The sequence below is a fragment of the Nitrospirales bacterium genome, from assembly GCA_031315865.1.
GTDB lineage: Bacteria > Nitrospirota > Nitrospiria > Nitrospirales > UBA8639 > JAGQKC01.
This window is the reverse complement of record JALDRJ010000002.1, coordinates 2,518,528-2,539,725: the sequence shown is the minus strand read 5'-3', so window position 1 is coordinate 2,539,725 and position 21,198 is coordinate 2,518,528. Positions and strand designations below refer to the sequence as shown.

General features: G+C 47.6%; 16 protein-coding genes. 5 read left to right on the top strand and 11 right to left on the bottom strand.

Annotation, left to right across the window (positions count from 1 at the left end; all coding sequences use genetic code 11):
* Nucleotides 1-4: 4 nt before the first annotated feature.
* The 3 genes from MRJ96_11565 to MRJ96_11555 form a co-directional block, all read right to left on the bottom strand.
* Entirely contained in the window at nucleotides 5-1,318 is a 1,314-nt protein-coding gene (locus MRJ96_11565) for a glycosyltransferase (GenBank protein MDR4502077.1), read from the bottom strand.
* Between the two features lie 358 nt (nucleotides 1,319-1,676).
* The gene (locus MRJ96_11560) at nucleotides 1,677-3,032 is read right to left on the bottom strand and encodes an O-antigen ligase family protein (GenBank protein ID MDR4502076.1); all 1,356 of its coding nucleotides are present in this window, start codon (nucleotides 3,030-3,032) and stop codon (nucleotides 1,677-1,679) included.
* Nucleotides 3,007-3,972 (bottom strand): KpsF/GutQ family sugar-phosphate isomerase, encoded by a 966-nt coding sequence (locus MRJ96_11555; GenBank protein MDR4502075.1) that lies wholly within the window; start codon nucleotides 3,970-3,972, stop codon nucleotides 3,007-3,009. The genes MRJ96_11560 and MRJ96_11555 overlap by 26 nt, the downstream gene beginning before the upstream one ends.
* 332 nt (nucleotides 3,973-4,304) lie before the next feature.
* Between MRJ96_11555 and MRJ96_11550 the strand changes: the two genes are divergently transcribed.
* Both MRJ96_11550 and MRJ96_11545 read left to right on the top strand, forming a co-directional pair.
* Nucleotides 4,305-4,988, top strand: a complete 684-nt coding sequence (locus tag MRJ96_11550; protein MDR4502074.1) for a hypothetical protein — start codon at nucleotides 4,305-4,307, stop codon at nucleotides 4,986-4,988.
* A gap of 62 nt (nucleotides 4,989-5,050) precedes the next feature.
* Nucleotides 5,051-6,022, top strand: coding sequence for a Gfo/Idh/MocA family oxidoreductase (locus MRJ96_11545; GenBank protein ID MDR4502073.1), 972 nt, complete (start codon nucleotides 5,051-5,053; stop codon nucleotides 6,020-6,022).
* Between the two features lie 4 nt (nucleotides 6,023-6,026).
* Here the strand turns inward: MRJ96_11545 and MRJ96_11540 are convergent, their stop codons facing one another.
* Nucleotides 6,027-6,812, bottom strand: a complete 786-nt coding sequence (locus MRJ96_11540; protein ID MDR4502072.1) for a hypothetical protein — start codon at nucleotides 6,810-6,812, stop codon at nucleotides 6,027-6,029.
* Nucleotides 6,813-7,063: 251 nt separating this feature from the next.
* Here MRJ96_11540 and MRJ96_11535 point away from each other — a divergent pair, with 251 nt between their 5' ends.
* On the top strand, nucleotides 7,064-7,978 hold the full coding sequence (locus tag MRJ96_11535) for a class I SAM-dependent methyltransferase (protein ID MDR4502071.1): 915 nt from the start codon (nucleotides 7,064-7,066) through the stop codon (nucleotides 7,976-7,978).
* Nucleotides 7,979-8,057: 79 nt separating this feature from the next.
* Here MRJ96_11535 and MRJ96_11530 read toward each other — a convergent pair whose 3' ends face one another.
* Nucleotides 8,058-8,549, bottom strand: a complete 492-nt coding sequence (locus tag MRJ96_11530) for a CopD family protein (protein MDR4502070.1) — start codon at nucleotides 8,547-8,549, stop codon at nucleotides 8,058-8,060.
* 316 nt (nucleotides 8,550-8,865) lie between these two features.
* Here MRJ96_11530 and xrtD point away from each other — a divergent pair, with 316 nt between their 5' ends.
* Together xrtD and MRJ96_11520 are read left to right on the top strand one after the other, a co-directional pair.
* On the top strand, nucleotides 8,866-10,479 hold the full coding sequence (gene xrtD / locus MRJ96_11525) for a VPLPA-CTERM-specific exosortase XrtD (protein MDR4502069.1): 1,614 nt from the start codon (nucleotides 8,866-8,868) through the stop codon (nucleotides 10,477-10,479).
* Between the two features lie 110 nt (nucleotides 10,480-10,589).
* Entirely contained in the window at nucleotides 10,590-12,224 is a 1,635-nt protein-coding gene (locus MRJ96_11520; protein ID MDR4502068.1) for an undecaprenyl/decaprenyl-phosphate alpha-N-acetylglucosaminyl 1-phosphate transferase, read from the top strand.
* Between the two features lie 38 nt (nucleotides 12,225-12,262).
* On the opposite strand, the gene MRJ96_11515 is transcribed toward MRJ96_11520, so the two are convergent.
* The 6 genes from MRJ96_11515 to MRJ96_11490 all read right to left on the bottom strand — a co-directional run bounded on the left by MRJ96_11515 (nucleotide 12,263) and on the right by MRJ96_11490 (nucleotide 20,785).
* Nucleotides 12,263-13,621 (bottom strand): AAA family ATPase, encoded by a 1,359-nt coding sequence (locus tag MRJ96_11515; protein MDR4502067.1) that lies wholly within the window; start codon nucleotides 13,619-13,621, stop codon nucleotides 12,263-12,265.
* A 218-nt stretch (nucleotides 13,622-13,839) separates the two neighbouring features.
* Entirely contained in the window at nucleotides 13,840-14,643 is an 804-nt protein-coding gene (locus MRJ96_11510; protein MDR4502066.1) for an exopolysaccharide biosynthesis protein, read from the bottom strand.
* A gap of 29 nt (nucleotides 14,644-14,672) precedes the next feature.
* Nucleotides 14,673-16,409: a hypothetical protein gene (locus MRJ96_11505; protein ID MDR4502065.1), complete on the bottom strand. Its 1,737-nt coding sequence runs from the start codon at nucleotides 16,407-16,409 to the stop codon at nucleotides 14,673-14,675.
* A gap of 12 nt (nucleotides 16,410-16,421) precedes the next feature.
* Nucleotides 16,422-17,639: a hypothetical protein gene (locus MRJ96_11500; protein ID MDR4502064.1), complete on the bottom strand. Its 1,218-nt coding sequence runs from the start codon at nucleotides 17,637-17,639 to the stop codon at nucleotides 16,422-16,424.
* 64 nt (nucleotides 17,640-17,703) lie between these two features.
* On the bottom strand, nucleotides 17,704-18,240 hold the full coding sequence (locus MRJ96_11495) for a polysaccharide export protein (GenBank protein ID MDR4502063.1): 537 nt from the start codon (nucleotides 18,238-18,240) through the stop codon (nucleotides 17,704-17,706).
* A 124-nt stretch (nucleotides 18,241-18,364) separates the two neighbouring features.
* Nucleotides 18,365-20,785 carry a tetratricopeptide repeat protein gene (locus tag MRJ96_11490; protein MDR4502062.1) on the bottom strand — a complete coding sequence of 807 codons (2,421 nt, stop codon included), beginning with the start codon at nucleotides 20,783-20,785 and terminating at the stop codon, nucleotides 18,365-18,367.
* Nucleotides 20,786-21,198 lie beyond the last annotated feature (413 nt).

Below are 21,198 nucleotides of genomic sequence, written 5' to 3'. Positions count from 1 at the left end.
ACCGTTACTGACTAAGCCTTCCAGGCCGATTCAAATTCCCATACTCTGCAGAACCACCCTGACGTTTCTTTTGAGCGAGCAAATCCTGATACAATGCACGAACGTCTCCCAGCAATCGACTCTCATCAAAATGCTTTACCGCATAATCCCGACCCACTCGCCCCATTTCCTGGGCTTCGTCCGGATGAGAAAAGACATAAAGTAATGCGCTTGCTAATCCATGCGAATCCTGAGAGTCCACCAAGATTCCATTACGAAAAATGACATAAGACCCTCCGGTATCATCCACCTTTCGTTTGCCTTCCCCAATCATGAGATCCGCCACGCCTCCCACGTTTGTCGCGATAAATGGTTTGCTCGCGGCCATCGCTTCAATGAGCGCGACTGGGGTTCCTTCATTCAATGATGTCAGTACCACAACATTCACTGCAGCATGAACATGCTGAACTTCATGTTGCCAGCCATAGAAAACAACCTGCTGGGAAAGCCCCCTTGCTAGAACTTCAGATTGCATGGCGTCATGCAACTCTCCGCCACCAACGACGATGACAGACCAAGGCTGAAGATTTTCAACGGAGGCAGCCCTTTTCCGCTGTCGCCAGGCTTTTGCCTGATCATAGGCTTCAAGCAATAGAAAAGGATTTTTTATGGGCACCAGTCGTCCAATAAATCCTATGACGAAAGATTTCAACTCAATTCCGAACCTTATACGCGATGAGGACCTCGCTCCATGAGAAATAAATGGACTCAAATTGAACCCGAGAGGAATGACTTGAAATTTCCATGATGGAGCAATCTTGAATGTTTGCGCTAAGTCTCTACGCTGACTTTCACTGAGCACGACAATACGATCAGTGAAATACGCCAAGATTTTCTCGATGAAAATAAAAAAAGACGTTTTCCATCGGCTAAAATACCCTTTGAAGACATGCCCATGAAATGTATGAATTTTGATAGGAACAGACGTCCACATAGCTGCTAATCGTCCAAGCGTTCCGGCCTTTGCGGTATGGGTATGAACAATGTGAGGCCGTATGGTCTTCAACACTTTGGATATTTCAAAAAACGCTCGAATATCCTGCCACCAAGAAATTTCTCTACCCAGCATGGGAATAGAATACACACGGTTTTCTGGAAATGAAGGAGGGAACGCAAGATTCTCTTCATTGGCACCCACAGCCCCTGCAATGAGATAAGATTGAAACACTTGATTATTGAGACTCTGAGTAAGAAAAAGCGCCTGCTTAGCAGGCCCTCCGACATTCAGCCGAGCAATAATCCGAACTACTCTGATTTTCTGCTGATCTAGATCAGCCATGCCACACCATTTTGAACCGACCGTCCTGAACTATGTCATTGACGAACAGAAATGCTTCGAGAGCTTCACTCAGGCAGACAGCCCTACATTCACAATCTACAGTGTAGCTGATCAACCTTCCCTTCTGAAGGGCCGCAAACGATTGCTTCTGGCAATCCAATCATCAAAGACGAAAGCAAAATCAATACTTTTAAAGGGACGATCGGCACAAACTCATCAAGAGAGACCATTCGAAAGGCTGTTTTAAGATGGGACACTTACATGCAGTGATACTCTCTCAGAAATGACTCACGGTTCCTGAGATCAAAAATCATGTCGAATATGAATTGTCAAATCATAGGTCTACGGGGAAATTCTGTCAAGAATTTCTCATTCCATTGGCAACATCATTCAATCCAGGACTGATTTTCCGAGCAATGTTCCCCGCACCTTCAAGTTCATTCAAACTCTGTAACACAGAGAGTAATCCGATCAAAAGACAGAACACATAGACGATTGAACCTACAAACATATTATCAAACACATTCCTCACCATTAATCCGATAGTCGCGAGAAAAATTGCGAGGGAAAACATGCCAACGTACGTATTCGGAAAATCTTGAAATCCTTGAAAAGTTTTTTTTAAGACAACCCAGAAAATCCATACAAACAACACCAGTCCTGGAATGCCAAGCTGAATCGCCTGGGCAAGGAACATATTATGAATATGCGTATGAAATTCAGCCCCTAAATCTGGATATGCCTTCTGAAAACTGTGTTTCCCATACCCCACTCCAGTAAGGGCTAGAGCGGGTTGCTCAAGAATTCGTTCAAACGCAAAACTCCAGGTATTGAGCCGTAATTGCATAGTAGCCGGGTTCGCTACCTGAGACTCCGTTAACACGAGGGGTCTTTTGACACTGAAAAACGAGAGGGCAAGAATCAAAAATACGGCGCCAATGACTCCAACCACTTGCCAAAAATTTCGTAAAATCTTACAGACAAAAAACACAGCCATCACGACAATCAAGGCTAACCAAGTAGCCCTCGTGTGGACCACGACGATGGCCGCAATCATCACTCCAGCAATCAGGATATAGGTCATGCGCCTTCCACGCATTTCCTTATTCCCAACCCCAAACCACACAAGAGGAACCCCTAAAATTAAATAGGTACTGAGCCATTGACTGCTCCCCGTCAAACCTCCCGCGCGAGTCTCACCACTCAGTGAAAAATCAAGCGCTGAATTCCCCTGATAGAAATAGTAAGCGACTTCAAGCAGACACAAGACCCCGAAACCAACAGAGATCGCGAAGAGCACTGTACGAAATTGACGTTTAGTCCTGATCACATTCACAACAAACCAAAAAATTAAAAATCTTGGCAAGGCTTTGCGCCATTCTGCAAAACTATATTGAGGATCAACCGCGAACACCACCATCAAAAGCGACCAGGCCAGGAACAATAGAATCGGGACATCCCAAAAAGTTGGATGTAACGAAAAGTCTCGATTTTTTACTTTTTGTATGAGCCAGACGACAACCAACCCGATAAACACATACTCTGCAATATGGTTGAGACGAACAAAAAAAAATGAAAATCCTACAAACGCGAGGCCATACGTGTAGATCGACTCCGATGAAGAAACTTTCATATCTTTGAGGAGGCTGTTCAAGAGGTCAGGTGTCTGGCAAGACAGAAGTGAAGTATCAAAGTCCCTTCGCGACCAGATCATGGAGATGAATCATGCCGGCCACCCTATCGGATCGGTCAAGCACGGGTAGGACAGAGATCGGCTTTTCTCGCCGTTCCATACGCTCCAAGGCCACGATGGCTTTTTCATCCATGTAAATCGAGGAAGGAGAATCGTTCATGATCTGTCCGATGGTTAGACTAAAGAGATCGTAACCACCTTCGAGCACACGGCGAATGTCAAAGTCCGTCACGAAACCGAGCAACCGGTTTTCCCCATCGACGACCGAAACAGCGCCGGCCCGTTTACTCGTAATCTCACAGAGCATGGACCGGACATCACTGGAGATGGAGATGACTGCGTTCGCCTCGCCGCTTCGCATCATATCACCAACCGTTAACAAGAGACGTTTCCCCAATTGTCCACCAGGATGATAGGACGCAAAGTCTGTCGGCTGAAAATTCCTCAATTTCATGAGCGTCATAGCAAGCGCGTCACCGAGTACTAAAGCGGCCGTGGTGCTACAGGTCGGCGCCATATTGAGAGGACAGGCCTCTTCCTCGACCGGCGTCAGCAAGACAAGATCAGAGGCTTTGGCCATCGTGGATCGCTGATTAGCGGTGATGGCAATGATGCGTGCTCCTAATCGACGAATGAACGGCAAGATGGCGAGCAGTTCTTCACTCTCACCAGACTTCCCAACGGCCAGCACAATATCGTCTTTCGTGACGATACCGATATCTCCATGCATGCCCTCAGCCGCATGGAGAAACACCGCAGGCGTTCCAGTTGACACCAGAGTTGCCGCGATCTTTTGAGCGATCAAACCGGACTTCCCGACTCCGGTCACGATAACTCGTCCCGAACACGTCGCAAGAAGCTGTATGGCTTCTTCGTATACCGGACTGATAGCTTGTGAGAGTTGACGAATCGTCTGCCCTTCAAGCTCAATGACGCGCTGTAACTCTTTCTGAATCTCCAAAAATCTTATTCCTCCCAAATGCTCTTGACCTTGAATGGCAGGACCGCACAGATTGGGGATGAGAGGGATTACGGACAATCAACACTGGATACCCCCGCTATGAATGTTTTGCAATACCAACGTAGGAAAAGTTGGCCAACGGCCAGTCTTTCGTCCTCGAAGTATAGCATAGAACCTAACCTGAACAATGCGTGGCGGCTAACCGGACAAAAATTCAAGAAAGGTCAAAGCGAGGAATATATTCAATGTCCTGAATGCCGTAGGGTTTCCATCTACTTCTATTGAACGATACACTGTCTGTAACCATACGCACCTAGCGGGATAGAAAAACAATGAGTGCATACTCTCACACCCAACAAGCGATACGACAAATATTCCGCCGCCTTGACTACAGAGCCCTTGCGCCAATTTATTGCGACGAAGGTGGCGAAGCATTCTGGCAAGCTCATCGGCAACCATGCCAGCGTTTAGGAATGCACATCGCACGGTACTTGAAATCATTACTCGCGCCAAAAGGCCGGAGCCTGTATGTCGGAGCTGGCGTGGCGGAAATTCCCCCACTCCTGATGGAAATTCTAGAACTTGATCGAGAACCGATGGCCTGTAATTTACGAACACATGAAGTGCATGTACTCAATCAGGCATGCGGGGACGTTGCGCTCTGCTTTCATTCAGAAGATGCTCAAGAGGTGCACGGAGAGTTTGATCATATATGGATCGTCAGTGTCTTAAACGACCCCGAACGCTTCCCTGAACTCTCTGCGTTGTCATATGGACGAGCCAATCCCGTACATTTCGACACCAGACAATTCCAACTGGAAAGAGAAACGGTTCTCGCCCTCACCCACAATTGCTTACAAAAACTGACGATACCGGGACTCGTGACGACTTCAATCGAGGAAATTCCATGGATAGCCAATTGGTGTAATGGGCAAAATATTCCCTATTCGGTCGGTGAAGAAGATCACCCCACAGCCATCGTGCAAGACCCAATCTGCTTCATCCGTGTTGGATAAGTCACAACGATCGTCATGTATCCCAACCAATCCCCCACATCCAAAATATTGAATCTATCATCATGAAAGTAGGATTGATCGGTCTCGGCCGGCACGGCACACGATACGCTCAACATTTGACCGAAAAAGAGTCACCGGCGAAACTGGTCGCCATCTGTCGTCGAGACTCTGAGCGCGGGCAAGCCTTTGCTCGCAAACAGCAGATTCGTTTCCATCAGCACCCCACAGCGCTTGCCCAAGACCCCGACGTGGAAGCCATTATCGTCGTAACTCCCCCATCTCTTACCTATCCAATCGCCAAAGTAGCCATTGAACACAGAAAACCGTTACTCATCGAAAAGCCGCTCGCGGCCTCAGGACAAGACGCTCGCTTCATTGTCCACCAGGCCTCGAAAGCCAACATCCCGATCATGACCGCCCACACGCTCCGGTATGAGACGACGGTTCAGAAACTGAAAGAGAGCTTACTATCCGTGGGCAACACACAGTACATCTCACTGACGGCGAGGCTCGAGCACCGACCTCACTCGCCTGAAGAAATTAAAGCCTGGAACGGCCGAGGGGCATTACTTGAGATTGGAATACACCTCTTAGATGCCATCAGATTCTTAACAGGAGAGGAAATTCGAGAAGTGCATTGCGAGAGTCCTGATACGCGTCCGACGCATCCAGAAGAGCAAATCTGGGGGAGACTCACCACTCAATCAGGCATCCCTTGCTTGCTTGATATTTCACGAGTAAGCCACGCTCGCACGACGCACATTGATCTCATTGGAGCCGCTGGACAGATAAGGGCGGACTGGTCCAAAGGCCTTCTAAGCGTACAAAGACATCGCCATCAGTCGGAGAAGCACAGTTTCCCGAAAACCTCGACGATCCGGTTCGTCCTCCAGGACTTTATTCGGGCGCTCAAGACAGGAACGACGATGCCGATCACAGGAGAAGATGGCTTACGCGCCGTGGAAATAGCCGAAGCCTGTTATGAGTCAGTGACGCAAAAACAGCCCGTCTCCCTTTCTCATAAAAAAGTCTAGTCCACTAAGGCACCGCGCCTGACATTGCTCGTCGTTGCTGCGCATACACTTGCTTAAGAGTTTGGCCAGTCAAGGCCAACCGCTTTCGAGCTTCCACGAGCGTCGCATGAATAAGCTTCCAATCAGCAAGTTGGACGTTATATGACAAAAGCTCCTTGCGTAGCTCCTTGTTCGCCCAAGGCGGATTCGATTCAGCATGGTCTATCAGAGACTCCAAGACCTGCATCGTTAACCCAGACTCAAACAAATTTGCTTGGATCGTTTCGAAATCCTTCTTCGTCTCAACCCCTAACGCATGCTTGAGAAAGTCACGAACCGCTGGGGCTTGGCTTTTCAATACCACCGATTGGAGTTGAATCAAACCATGAATAAGTTGGTTCGCTCGTGGATCATGTTCCGGAGGGAGCGCTTGAGCTTCATGGAATGTCGACAGTAAGGCCATGATCGACCCAATGTGCGACGTGCGCGTTCGAGGCTTCCTTATCCTAATATCTAAGGGCTCAGAAGACGTTTCATATCGCCTGGCACATGCCATCTGTGGATTCGGATTATCATCGGAAAAACCCGCTCTTGTCGGCGTTTCAAGAATCCCATTCAGTCCCCACTCCCTGCCAGGACCACTACTCGCAACTCTTCCTTCGTGAGCAATCCTCACCAAATCAGGGCAAGACTGACATTTCTCGTGTTGAGCGTAGACGACAGAAGGCAGAGCGCTCCACGCAAGAACCCACAAACCCAATAATCCCATCAAGCCAATTCGCGAAAACGAATGTATAATCTGAACGAACATACTTCTTCCCAAATACCCAGCCTATCCCCCTGGCTGAAATTTCCCAAGATAGAGGCAATACTTGCCTGCGTCCCTCACGTCTCACTAAGGCTTCTTTTGAGCATAGAGCTCATGGATCAAGAATCATGCGCGATATCAAGAACATCCAAACCACCTTCCAAAAATTTCATTTCGGTATTCATTTTGCGACAGATCAGTTTCACTAAACGTATCTTCTTCTCTTTGAGCTTTTTGCAAAAAAAGGAACCCACATGTCAAAAGTCTCGACACTATCAGAACCCTCCCAGGCATTGGCCTCGCCTTCTTTAATCTCCAATCACAGGGGCAGCTTCAATGCCGACATCTGGCGCGCCGTCGCAACAGAGGACTATACGAAAGTCCTGAGTACGATCCATTGGGAGGCATTGTTTCCGCAACAAACGATTCCGACACAGCTCCTGGATATTGGCTGCGGAACTGGGACTTTTCCACATATGCTTCGCCCCTACCTGCCTCAAGATCCGACAATATTCTACGATTATTTAGACCCCGCACATTACTGCCTAACCATGTGCCAGCAAGTGCTTCACCCGCCCTATCAACCTCGACGAGCCTTTCATACATCTATCGAAGATGCGTCCTGTTTGAACGATTCCCGGTATGACATTATCTGGGCCTTACAATCATTGTATAGTTTGAGGCCAAGTTCCCTTACCAAAACCATCACGACCATTAATAAGGTATTAAATCCCCACCGCGGCACGGTCCTGATCATGCTGGCCAAACATGATGCCTTTATTCCACAGATTTACGAACGATATACGCGGTTGTTCAGTTCACACAAAACGAGGCACTACTTAACCGCAGAACCGGTCTTGAGTGCTCTGAGCAGTCGAGCTATGCCAGCAATTGTTCGTGAAATTGATTGCTCTCATACGATTTCTATTCGTGATGACTACCGACTCGAACAATACCTGCAGCAATGCATCATGGATAGTCAACCACCTCAAGGCTGGCGGAATTATCCACAGATTCGCGATTACCTTGATAGTTTTCGTCATGTCGATGTGTATCGCTTCCCAAATCCCACGTGGATCATACTAAGCGCACCAGGCCAATCCGGTTTGGCCGGACGGCGACGGCTCCTTTCGTACCTGGAACCAGTCTCCAATCAATTAGTGGCGTAAGGCTGGATCTTTAGTCAGAGTCTCTGTGGGAATAGAAGAAAAAGTATCGTCAGTCTGAGCGACGGGATGCGCCTTCGTCTTACACGAGACTTCGCACCAACACAGTGCCAACCAGTGCGACAACGACTCCGAGAATCATGGTCATACGCCCCATCCATGGGGCCAGCTTGACGTAAACTCGATCTGCCTGAGTCCAATCGATTGACTTCCTTTCTTTAATGTGCCGAACCTTGGGGCCGATGATCCGATCATGGACAATGGATGTCCCTAACAAGAGGAGCACGAGAATTAACTTAAAAATCAACATTGGTGGCCAGACACTGACCTGACCCGTTAGCTCAACGTGACCAGTCAAGAGAAATACCCCTGAGATGGCCAAAACACCGATCGCCCCCCACACGAGCGTTCTGAACCGGCGAGCCACCGCTAAAAACAACGGCTGAGCCTTGGCCGGCTCAGGGCAGTTTCTCAACGTGGGCACAATGACCAGAGACAAAAACAGCATCCCACCAACCCAAAAGATCGCGGCCAGCACATGCCCCCAAGACGCAAGAAGATACAGCCACCTCATCCTCACACCTTCTTACTTAACGATAAAAACTCTATTTATCATATACTTGCGATCAAAGAATGCCGCGGATTCATTTTCCGCCACTTAATTATGAAGCCTTGCCTTCCTACCTCCAATACCATGAACATATAACACATCGCTCACACTGATAAATAAACCTTCAAATCGGCTAGACGCTTGAGCACCTCATTACAATTGAAAGCGAGAAGGAAATTCCGCGATCAACTGACCTCCAGGCTCTAACGATATCCTTGAAAAATTCTCTTGATCGCGTCTATGCTATCTAGATTGCCTTCATCACGGGAGTGATTCAGTCGTGTCCAATTCGCGAGCCACGTATTTTCCGCAAACAGGTCAAAATTTTCAGATAGGATGGTTCGCTTTTGGCGTTCTAGCCGCTGTCCTCACATTATTTTTCACCTACCAGGAAAATCTTCAGCGATTAGCCGCCACCTGGGTTGGCAATGAGAATTATGGACACGGCCTCTTCGTGCCATTTATTGCAATCTACTTGGCCTGGCTAAAAAAAGACGATCTCATCACCTACTATGGGAAAGGATCTTGGCTCGGACCGTTTATCGTAGTTTTGGGAGTCATCTTGCTTTTTTTTGGAAAACTTGGAACCTTATTCGTTATTCAAGATCTCTCACTCTGGGTAACTATCGTCGGCTTAGTCTTATCCGTCATCGGTATCCAAGGAACCAAATCCCTGGTCTTTCCTCTCTGCCTGTTGCTCGTCACCATTCCCTTGCCCCAATTTCTCTATCAAGGACTTACCTGGCAACTGCGTTTGATCTCTTCGAATCTTGGCGTAGGCTGCCTACAGCTCGTGGGGATCACGGCGTTTCAGGATGGGAACGTCATTGACCTTGGCCCCATTCAACTTCAAGTCGTAGAAGCCTGCAGTGGATTACGATTTCTCTTCCCACTGATGACGTTGGCTCTCTTATCCGCCTATTTTTTTAAAGACCGAATGTGGAAGCGAATTTTATTGTTTCTCTCAAGTATACCCATCTCAATTCTCTTGAATGGTTTTCGAATCGGCGTAATAGGCCTGCTCGTAGAAATGTGGGGAAGAGGAGCTGCTGATGGATTTTTGCATCTCTTTGAAGGATGGGTTGTTTTCGTATTCGGGTTGGGACTCTTAGGTGTCGAAATGTGGATTCTAAAAAAGATTTGTCCCATTCAACAATCGATAGCCCCATTTACCGAACGAGACAAAAATCCAGAAATAGTCACGAGCCCCACCCCTCATCTAGAATTAAGAGACCAAGGACCAATTCGATTCCCCTGGGCGTTTGTAACAGCCCTAGGCATTATCATTTCACTTGGCATGGTCTCGAACCAGCTCGATGCCAGGGAAGAGATGGCTTCCCCTCGCCAAACCTTCCTTGATTTTCCATTGGTGATAAAATCATGGGAAGGGCGAACGAGCGCTCTCGATCAGCAATATATCGATGTCCTCCGTTTTGACGATTATTTCCTTGCCGACTATCGTGATACGGTAAACCCCGATCATCCCATCAATCTCTACGTCGCTTACTACAAATCTCAACGGTCAGGACAGTCCATTCATTCACCCAAGAGCTGTATTCCTGGTGGCGGTTGGACCATAACCTCATCCAAAACAATTTCAATTCCCACACAAACCGGCCAATCCTTTGACGCCAATGAAGTCATGATTACGAAAGATGACACTCGACAGCTGGTGCTCTACTGGTTTCAACAACGACAGAGGATTCAAACTAACGAATATCTAGTCAAACTCTTTCTTCTCTGGGATTCTTTGACAAGAGGACGAACCGATGGCGCGTTGATTCGGCTAACAGCCATGATTCCGCCGAACGAGGATGAAGCAGCGGTCAGACAACAGCTCATACAGTTTGCAAAATTAATACAACCAACTCTTGCCCCCTATCTTCCCAATTAGTAAACTGAGGCCCATATCATGACGGTCATTCAGTTTCTGTCCTTCTCAAGGGCAGACAAATACCCTTCTCACTCATCATCCCGATCCTTCAATGATGCCCGTCGCCCCTCATGAGCAGTTCACTCTTTTATACGTTTTTTTCCTCCCTCATTATCGGTACGCTGTTGACCCCTATTTTCATCGTCGCAGCCAATCACATCGGACTCGTCGATAGACCAGGACACAGAAAAGTTCACAAGGAGCCTGTTGCTCGGGTTGGGGGCCTTGCATTCGCCATGGGTGCCTTAATTGCCATAGGTATCTGGGGAATCGGACACCCAATCATGAACGGTATATTTCTCGGTATTATCATCATCGTCGTCGTCGGAAGTCTTGATGATTACGCAGACCTTCAGGCAAGACACAAACTCTTCGCACAGTTTTTTGCCGCCGCCATTACAACCATCTACAGTCACCTGACCTGGCAACCCCTCTCCGGAATGGTGGAGACAACTTTCCCCCCCTGGTTGCTCGCCGGCATAACCATGACCACATTAGTCTTACTCACAAATGCTATTAACTTCTCAGATGGCCTGGACGGCCTGGCGGGAGGATTGACGTTTCTCAGTTTTGGCGTCATGGCTTATATTGCCTACCAGATTAATGATGTGGTGGTCCTCTTTCTCACGCTTCCTGTTATGGGGGGGCTCTTAGGATTTTTACGGTTCAATACCTATCCAGCTCGAGTGTTTATGGGAGATAGCGGTAGCCAATTCTTAGGATTTTTAATGGGGGTCGTTGCCATTCTTCTGACCAGTCAGGATCGGACACCCTTTAGCCCCCTGCTATTACTCTATTTCGCAGGGTTACCATTATTGGACATGATAGCTGTGACAGCCCAGAGAATATATGAACGGAAATCTCCCTTTCAGGCAGATAGCCAACATCTGCATCATAAGCTCTTAGCCATCGGATTCTCTCATCATCAAGCCGTCCTCATCATCTACATCTTCCAGAGCGGAATGATTCTTCTGGGCTATAACCTACGGTGGGCTCCCGATCTTCTCCTCGCAGGAGTTTATTTGCTCCTTCTCCTTAGTATCGGCATGTTCTTCTATTTTGCCATGTCGAAGAAACTTCAGGCTGGTACGGTGAAAACAGCCAGTGCTGACATACTCTATTGGCGGACATGGTTTCGTTCTATCCCGTGGCTTTCGAGGTGGTGCGTCTATGGGCTCGGCATCGGCGTGTTTGGATTTCTCTTATTCGGACTTACGATTGCTTCGAATATACCCTTTGAAATCACGGCTTCGATCATGGGCCTCGTGCTCTTACTCATGATTGGCTTACTATTCAGCCAAAGTGCGATTTCGTTAATCACAAGAATGGGTCTGTATTTGGGCTGCACGTTTGTTCTGTACCTCACCCAAGAGTTTTTGACGGTGAATACCGTCAATGTTCATGTCATGATTTCAGTGTTTTTCGGATTACTCGTGGTCTTGCTCCTGCTGGCCATACACCTGGATGAGACCAAACAATTTCTCGTAAACCCAATGGATTATTTGTTGTTATTTTTAGCGGTAGTCATCCCATTTCTCCCGGACATTCTTATGGGAGGGATCAACCTCGGCTTACTGCTGGCAAGACTGATTATTCTTTTCTTTTGCTGCGAAGTCTTGCTTCAAGCCTTCGCAGACAAGGTCTATCAATTCGGATACCTATCAGCACTTATCCTATTGGGGATTGGTCTTCAGGGGCTGCTCTAACTTGGCATGAAGAATATTCAGAAAGTCGACCAAAGGGCTCACTTCCAAAGAAATCGCAGGAGACGCTTGACCCATGACGAACGAGAGTTCGTCTGAGCTGTCCCACCACGAGCAGTCAATTGTAAAATCGACTGCAGATCCGGTTCAAACGTGGGATCCGTGGCGGCCGCAAGTTCATAATACCGCTGAGCCTCTTCCATTTGACCGACATCTTCCAACACTTGTCCCATTGCATACTGAATGGACGCCACCTCGTGCTCAGACCCTTGAGGATTACTGAGCGAGTTTCGGAAAGATTTCAAGGCTTCTGCTCGTTTCCCTAAGACTAGGTAACATTGCCCGATCTGAAACCAGCTGGATGTATGATAGCGACTGTGCATCGCAGCTCGCTTAAACTGTTGAATGGCTTCAAGGCACCATCCTTCATCTCGAAGCTTGAGTCCTTCTTCCCAATACTTATCCGGATTCCTCACAAGCTCGACAGAATTGAACGAAACAGAAGTCGTTTTGCGTTGAGTCACGCTTGAAAGACGATTCCTTATATCTTGCGTCCCAGGATTTGGTTCAAGCGATTCGTCTCTCATGAATCGCAAATTCGCAGACTGAACCGTCCCGTCGCCATGACTGACATCCACTATCTGAGTGGCAACAGGCGCGGGCTCCCCATTTGGGATCGCTTCATTAACGTGCGCTTCGTGGCGATCCTTGTCATGTTCTGAATACAACCCGCTGAGCTGACGATCCGTTGCCGCATCAGATACTAACGAATCGGTGATACGGCTCACCTGCTCAGAAAATCCATAGATCAAACTTGCCTCACACAACTGGTTAATCAAACGCGGAATGCCCTGGGAGTATCGATAGACGAGACCACAAGCTTTCTCAGAGAACAGCGATGCACTTCCTCCGGCGACAAGAAGCCGATGACGAATATAGGCCATCGTATCTTCTACCGTTAGGGATTCCAACGAGAAATCTGTCCCAATCCGCTGGACAAATGCTGCTAAGCGAGGGTCCTTGAGCTGCTCTCGCAATTGCGGATGACCAGCAAGAACAAGTTGAAGGACCGGCCCTTCACGATCATTCAGATTAAACAAGAGCCTCAATTCTTCGAGTTGAGGAATGTCAAGGTTTTGAGCCTCGTCGACAACCAGCAAAATTCCTTTGCCATTACGATAGATACTTGAAAAATAGTCTGACAGCATATGAAACATGTCAGGTGAACCTTCGCTCTGAATCGACAATCCGAATGCATGCAGCACCCATGGCAAAACACTACGACCGTGATCCTGCGTAAAGGTCAGATTTCCGACAATTATCGTATTATCGACCTCAGAAAGGATTTTTTGAAGCAGCGTCGTCTTTCCAATGCCTGGACTACCCGTAAGCAGAATCATACCATTCTTGTTCAAAACACCGAACTCTAACAGGCTTAACGCCAGTTTATACCGGCGATTTAAGAATAGAAATCGGTGGTCTGGAAAAAGCGAAAAAGGCTTTTCTGTAAATCCGAAATATGACTCGTACATCAATATCCAACTTGAGAAATGCCACAAGCCCTAAAGTCTAATGGACTGTAATACTCTCGCTCTACGCACTATCGGCCCTCAACATGCTACGAAGATACTCCACCGGACAATCGCCCGGCCTTGTTCATCACCACACCAAGTACAGGGACGGTCTCACGCACACTCGCCAGAGCCTCTCTAATGCGTTTTTCCGTAGTTTTCCCCTCTTCCACCACGAGAATCAAGGCGTCTAGTCTCGGAGCTATTCCAATGACATCAGCCGTATCCAACACCGGAGGAAGATCAAACACTACGATACGGGACGTATACCGGTGTTTCAATTCTTGAACGAGTGTCGTCATCTTCGCAAGGGTTAACGTTTCGACCGAGTTCTTCACAGGTCCACCGGCCGGCATCACCACTAACCGATCGATTTCAGGATGAATCAGAAGCTCAGACACGGAAACCTGATCTAACAAATAGTCGGCCAACCCATAATTATCAACGTCAAAAAGTTGATGAATTTGAGGATTTCGAAGATTTGCATCAATCAATAACGCCGTGTGGTTGGGCTCCAACGCCAAGCTAATGGCTAGATTCACGGCCACTATCGTTTTCCCTTCCTGAGCCCCAGGACTCGTCACGCCAATAACATTCCAACGATGTTCTTTCAGGCGATGCAAAACCTGAGTACGCAAAATTTTGTAGGCATCGACAAAGGGACTATGCTGGTCCGAAGTTAACACACGACGAGCGACAAGATCCTCCAGATTGCTTGGGCGCGTCTTAGTCCCGGAATAACGAATGGGATCGGGAACGGTGTCTCTCAACGATGAAGAAGCTGTAACTACCTCTCCTTGTTGAACTTGAGGTTGCTTCACTCGTTCCAATGCCTGTTGAATACGCTCCACGTCCTAATTCTCCTCCAAAAACTGTTTCGCTACCCGATTCGTAATTTCCTAAGCGCGGTATACCAAATTACGTCGAGTGGGAGCCAAAAGACATGAATCATCACTAATGATACCGCCGTCAATACAAGAGCCCCTACTCCGAACAGACTTCGGGCTCGGATGCGAGCCCGTTGTTCTTCGCGAGTCGAAAGATACGGAATCACGCCCAGTGTCGGAATCTTGGCGATGGCCCGCAAACGGTCCACAGAACGAATCGAATCATCCAGACTCTCGGCCAACACCGCACTACCAACGCCACCAGCTAACGCTAACACTAAGCCAAGGAATATGATGGCCTTTCGATTGGGACGAATAGGTTCTTCCGGCAAACTCGGTGGATCGACAAGTGAAAAACGTTCACCCTTTCGCTCTAATTCCAAACCTTCGGCAACCTGCGCTTCCAGCAAACGGGAACGGTATTCTTGAAATTTTTTAGCCGCATTATCTCGCTCACGAACAAGAGCTTGGTAAGTGGGTTCGATCTCCGGAGTCAACTCCACTCTCGCAGCATACTCACTTACTCGTTTTTCCAAACGTTTTTTGCTCGCTGACAAATGCGCGAATGTTGTCTTGGCAGTGGCAAGCTGGGTCATGAGAGTCACATAGGTAGGATCGTATAAATTATCATCTTCAGAATCAGATCCGGAAGAAGTCGTATCTGTTGTCTGCTCCTTCAACAAGACAATTGTCGAACGAGCTCGAATCACATCTGGATGATCATCTCCATACTTTTCTAAAAGTTTAGAAAGTTTCAACTCTTCGTTTTTTAGTTCCTCCGACAACTCCCGGCTGTCACTAGGCTTGCCAACTATTCCCTCAAGAGCCTCAATTTCCCCCTTGAGCTTAATAATATCTGGATGCTCTTGCGACAAATGTGATGCCAGACTTGCATATTGATGACGTAAGGCTTTGAGTTGCTCCCGCAAACTCAAAGAACCGTCAGGTTTTATTTGCAGTTCACTCTTGCGCCTCGCCAATTCGCCTTCTAAATAAAGGATGCGCTCTTCTTGGACCTGGGCTTGCTGATTTTTCTCGATGAGCTCACGCTCCACTTGACTTAATAATTGCATATTCATCTGGAAGAGTTCAGGCAAGGCTCCATTGGCCTTATTCTTGAATTCAGCAATCTTCTTTTCGAATTGCTGAAGAGAGTTGGCTAATTTCTCGGATTCCTGTTTAAGAAAGGCCGTAGCCTGTTGAACCTGTTGCTCTCGATTCTTCAGATTTTCATTCAGAAATAATGTCGTCAGTTCATTGGCAATTTTCTGAGTTATATAAGGAGCACTCCCCTCATACGACAATGTAAAAGCAATTGTTGCCTGAGTAGGTCGTCCCGTTCGTCTATCGACCACATCTGCACTCATCACCTCGATCCGAATGTCATCGATAAATTCTTCAAGCGCTGCAGCCGAGGTATCATGTTCTCGAAGATCTTCATACAGATTATGCTCTTCAATAATGGGGTATAAACGAGAACGAGACATTACCTGAGCTTTAATCCGTTCAATTTGTTGATCGGCGTAACTGGTGATCGTAGATCGCACAAAATCGCTTGGAACCTCTTGTTCGATGATCAGAATGGTCGCAGTAGAACGATACGTCGGAGGCCAGAGGATGGCCACTGCAGTCGCGAGCGCAAACAAGCAAACGCCAACAAAAAAGATCAATAGCCGCCGCCGCCGAACGATGTCGAGGCAAAACTCAAGTGATTGAAATGATTCTGACATCCGAATCAGACCTTATCGAGACAGGGACCACTTGGGCCAGGTGTACGTCAGAGACAAGTCTACAGAATTGGATTTAGCCGTGCCACTCGAATCCCCTCCCTGCACATTACGATTACGCTGCCGATATGTATAGGAAAAACGCAACAACCAATCTTCCCTTAGACGCCAACTCACTGCAGGAGCAATCTGCCAAAACCGCGTATTTTGGATTCGATTTCGCTCAGAAGATGATCCCACCGTATCATTCATCGTCCATGTCCCTTTCAGCGAGGCAGTAATTCTCTCCGTCAGCTCATGGTCCACATCTACCGACACCCGATCAGTAGCAAGCAGCACACCCCTTCCACTTGGATTAAGTGTACGGCTGTATGCAACAGAGGCGTTGGATCGTTCCCATTCCTTAACAAGTGATGCATTCACTAACCACACAATTTTCGTATTTTTACTTTGAATCCCATTCGATGTGGACGTCGTCCAGACGTTACGTCCTCCACCATTGAGCGTCACGGTGTAGGTTTCAAAAATACGTTGAGTAATCCCAACTTCTCCCCCTAACGACTGCGAACGAAATCCAAAATCTTCAAAATGCGTATTGGTGTAATACGCCGTGCCATGGAATTGTGTCTCTTCGGTGAATTCATAACGAGGACCAAACGACCCGGTATGGGTTTGAAAATCAAACAGGCCCGATTCTTCTCCTTTATCATAATTGACGTATCTAAACTGATAGCCAGTATCAAGGAATAAGCGCTCCGTGAGGACTCGTTCCCAATTGCCTCCCGCGGTGTTCGTTTGTCGTTGGATAAAGTTGGTCACAATCCCGGTTTCTTGAAGCTCACCAAGCAAGGCGATATCTCTGTTTATCACAACATTGAATCCAAAACGATCGACTTCAGTGTGATAGGAACCCTTGAAAGGCAGAAAAAAATTCGCGAAAGTCTTATCGTTTTGAGAATTGCCGAAATACTGGACATATTCAAATTCTGGATGAGCCTGGAACGAAAGAATTTCCGTGGCATACTGCATTTGCACGCTCGGATTCAACCATACCGCCCAGACAGAATTATGCGGTCGCGTCGTCAAGGTGATATTGTCATTGAATTGCCCACGAGTTTGATAGGCCGGCACGACGGACCACTCAGCTGCGAACAAGCCAGAAGAAGAGAGAAGCAGAGCCATCAAAATAGAGGCAATCCCATACAACCGTTTTCTTCTGAACGACTCTCTCATGAATATCGTCAAATGCCGTGACCACCAGCTTACACCACACGTCTTATTCCTCACTCGCCACTTCTCACGGAACCATCACAATGTCTCCGCGCTTCAAGACGATATTTTGTTCAAGATTCTGCCCCTTTAAGACATCGCTGTAATCAAACGGAAAGGTCGTCTGGATTCCTTCCACGCGCCTCAGTACTTTTATCGACCCCTCCCGGGCGAATGGCGTGAGACCACCGGCTAAACTCAAGGCTTGCATGACGTCGGTATATTGCCCCAGTTGAAACTCGCCAGGCTTGTTAACTTTCCCGATCACATAAATCTTAAAACTATTAACTTGGGATACAGCCACCGTAATTCTAGGGTCGGAGACAAATTTGATTAACCGTTCATCCATTTCTTTGGCCAAGGCCTCAACCGGCCGGTCTTCCGCTAAGACTTCGCCAATGAGCGGAAAGGTGATAAAACCATCAGGACGAACCACGACTTCCCGAGACAAAATCTCGTCTTTCCAGACTGAAATTTGCAACACATCTTGAGGACCGATTTGATAATTCGATTCTTTCTTGGAAGTACTCGTGGGATCAGAAGCGCTTTCTTCCGTCTGGGCCATACTCAATTCTACACACGCCAGACACGACATCAAAAGGACGAGGACCGCAAGAGAAAAGTTCATAATCAAAGACGGCCAACATGTCCGAGAAGAAAAAGAATGGTGCATATCCGTAACCTTTACGCTATGAAGGATTAGTAAGACTTGCTAATAGTTCACGGGCTTCCATCTCATGCTCAAAGCCAGAGCCACTTTGCAGCGCCAACTCTATATGCTTTTGGGCAGTTCGAGAATCTCCCGCTTGGAGCGAGACGACCCCATAATGATAGTTTAAGAGTGGATGCGTAGGGGCCTTCTCGACGGCATTTCGCAAGAGGCTGACAGCCTCGGAATGATTCCCCAATTTATGATGCACCCAAGCCAAGGTATCTAGCAGGAGTGGATTCGGTGTTTTGGAATTAAAGCTTTTCGTCAGAGCCAACGCTCGCGCCAAACTTTCTTGATCTCCCTTTTTATCAGTCAGCAAGTATGCCAGATTATTGGCCGCCGCCACAGCGCCGGGATTCTTCACCAAGATCGCCTCATACTCTTGAATAGCCAAATCAATTTGCTCATTAGCCTGGTAGAGAGAAGCCAAAGCTGTCGCTAATTGAATCGCATCGGGATTCAGGCTGAAGCCCTGCTTTAAAATACGAATAGCCTCCGTTTTTTTCCCGCTCGACCATTCTAGCATCGCCCAATCCCTCCATGGATCAATCCATGCCGGATTGACTTCTGTTTGCCGTTTGTAGGCGGATAGCGCTGCGGGCTGATCCTTCCGTTGAACGAGGACAGCGCCAAGCAGCCCAGAAGCATAGGGATGCTCGGGATTTTTAGCCACCAATTGTTTCAGATATCGTTCGGCCTCGGCAGAACGTTTCCGAAACAGCTCTTGTTTGATGAGTGCGGTCAGCGGAGCCAACTCATTCGGTTTGGCTTTCATCGCTTTTTCGAAAGATTTCTTTGAGCGATCCCATTGTTGACGCGCCTGTGCTAACAGACCATCCGCCAAATCAATCGCATAAGGAGAACCTTTTGCTTCCCGAAGACGGACGAGCACCTTTTCGGCCTCACTCCATTGGTTTTGCGCCACATAAACTTTGAATAAAAATCCCAATGTCTCGAGATGGTTCGGAGCTTCTGTGAGGATGGATTCAAGGTACTGTTGCGCCTTGGGGTAATCCCCATTCTTAACGGATAATCGAGCCAACGCCATCGCAGCATCAAACTGACGTGGATTCAACTCAACCGCCTTTTCAAAACTTTCATGCGCCAACTGAAACTCGCCAGACAACAAATGGCCTTTGCCGAGCAAATTCAGCACAGTACTCTGGTTGGGATTGTCTTTTAGCACCGTCCGAAACGCCTGCACCGCCTCTTTCCCTTCACGTTCCCCCAACGCGATTTTGCCCTTGAGTAACAGCGCATCGGCCTGGCGAGGGCTTTCATGCAAGACCTTCTCTAAACGTGAGTTGGCCAGTTCTTGTTTCTTGTCTGAAAAGTCCATCCGCGCCAATTGCACCTCAGCCTTGAGACCAGGGTCACTCGTCTCTTCTTCCGCCACGATGGCTTCGTAGGTTGCACGCGCTTTTTCAGGCTGTTTATTGAATTCGTAAAGCTGCCCAAGTAAGAAACGCAGACTCAGAGAATGGGGTAATTGTTCAAGCGCATCAAGCAATACCTGTTCGCGTTGAGACGGCTCCGAGTATGCGACCAACTGCTTCCACCGATCTTCATTGTCTGGCTCTCGCTCAACCGCCTTGCGAATAACCGCACGGGCCTGATCGGGTTGTTTGAGATACAGATACAGTTTGGCCAGTTTTTCGTGATGTGCAAAGACATGCGGTTCAACATCAATAATTTTTTGCAACACCCCTTGAGCCTCTTGCGGCTTGCCCATGGCCAAGTAGGTCGTTGCGACGTTATTGAGCAAGTCCACATCCTCGGGTTGCGCAGCCAATCCTGACTTCAGCAGGGCATGGGCTTTCTCAAACTCTTTATTCGCAGAGAAAACGGCAGCCAGCAAAATCAGCGTCTCCGCATCAGTGGGATTTTGAACAGCAATCTCTTGTGCCTTGGCGAGCGACTTGTTCTTTTCCCCATCCATAAACAGGACAGATGCCCTCAATGTCTCACCAAGCTGGTCATGAGGATTTTGTTTAAACAGCATACCGGCAATTTCCGAGACTTTTTGCTTCTGCTGACCAGCTAGGTAAAACCTGGCCAGACGTGTGAGTGCAGCTCGATGATTGGGGTCTAAATCAAGAATATGGAGATAATTCCCAAAGGCCTGTGACCATTCCTGCTCTTTTTCCGCAACGCGCGCCAATAGGAAGTAAGTATGCGCATCCTTGGGGTCGATTTTCACCGCATTCTTCAAGGCCACTCGGGCCTTGGGGAAGTTCCCCTCATCGAGAAACTTCTCTGCCTTCTCGAGATACACGGCCTTACGCTCTTCCGCGCTCCCACAGGCCCCGACGAGAAGAGACAGGCAAAGAACAAACATTGTTGGAGCTAGAATGTATGGAGGATGCCCTGAAAATCGAAGAGATGATAGGTTATTCATTTGAATCCTCTCAAGAGACCTTAATAAATACGGTGAAAGAATGACTAAAATAATGAATTTTCAATAAACCACCAATAAAATAAAATCATATTGAACTGCTTTTAGCGTTCTTACCCAATTCTGGATACTACCTATCTCACCACGTTTTTTTCAAACCAGGGTACACACATATTTTCAGTATCTGCCAGGCTAACTGTCCCCTCCAATCATTTCTCATTTCCGCTCGTCGTGAGTGTTTTGTCTTCTATGGCATATTGCCCCACGCTATAGAATGCCTTCCCCATGCAGCATGACAGAAATAAACATCCAGATGGCTAAGTAAACGATAAAAAAAGGCTTGCATTACAAATAACACTAAGATACATTAACAAATTCTAATCCCCTCCATACTCATTGGATGAGTATTGTTATAC

Coding starts and splice junctions, on each gene's coding strand:
- MRJ96_11565 (MDR4502077.1), bottom strand. CDS start 1,318: ATGGCTGATCTAGATCAGCAGAAAATCAGAGTAGTTCGGATTATTGCT.
- MRJ96_11560 (MDR4502076.1), bottom strand. CDS start 3,032: ATGATCTGGTCGCGAAGGGACTTTGATACTTCACTTCTGTCTTGCCAG.
- MRJ96_11550 (MDR4502074.1), top strand. CDS start 4,305: ATGAGTGCATACTCTCACACCCAACAAGCGATACGACAAATATTCCGC.
- MRJ96_11545 (MDR4502073.1), top strand. CDS start 5,051: ATGAAAGTAGGATTGATCGGTCTCGGCCGGCACGGCACACGATACGCT.
- MRJ96_11540 (MDR4502072.1), bottom strand. CDS start 6,812: ATGTTCGTTCAGATTATACATTCGTTTTCGCGAATTGGCTTGATGGGA.
- MRJ96_11535 (MDR4502071.1), top strand. CDS start 7,064: ATGTCAAAAGTCTCGACACTATCAGAACCCTCCCAGGCATTGGCCTCG.
- MRJ96_11530 (MDR4502070.1), bottom strand. CDS start 8,549: ATGAGGTGGCTGTATCTTCTTGCGTCTTGGGGGCATGTGCTGGCCGCG.
- MRJ96_11520 (MDR4502068.1), top strand. CDS start 10,590: ATGAGCAGTTCACTCTTTTATACGTTTTTTTCCTCCCTCATTATCGGT.
- MRJ96_11515 (MDR4502067.1), bottom strand. CDS start 13,621: ATGATTCTGCTTACGGGTAGTCCAGGCATTGGAAAGACGACGCTGCTT.
- MRJ96_11505 (MDR4502065.1), bottom strand. CDS start 16,409: ATGTCAGAATCATTTCAATCACTTGAGTTTTGCCTCGACATCGTTCGG.
- MRJ96_11500 (MDR4502064.1), bottom strand. CDS start 17,639: ATGAGAGAGTCGTTCAGAAGAAAACGGTTGTATGGGATTGCCTCTATT.
- MRJ96_11495 (MDR4502063.1), bottom strand. CDS start 18,240: ATGGCCCAGACGGAAGAAAGCGCTTCTGATCCCACGAGTACTTCCAAG.
- MRJ96_11490 (MDR4502062.1), bottom strand. CDS start 20,785: ATGAATAACCTATCATCTCTTCGATTTTCAGGGCATCCTCCATACATT.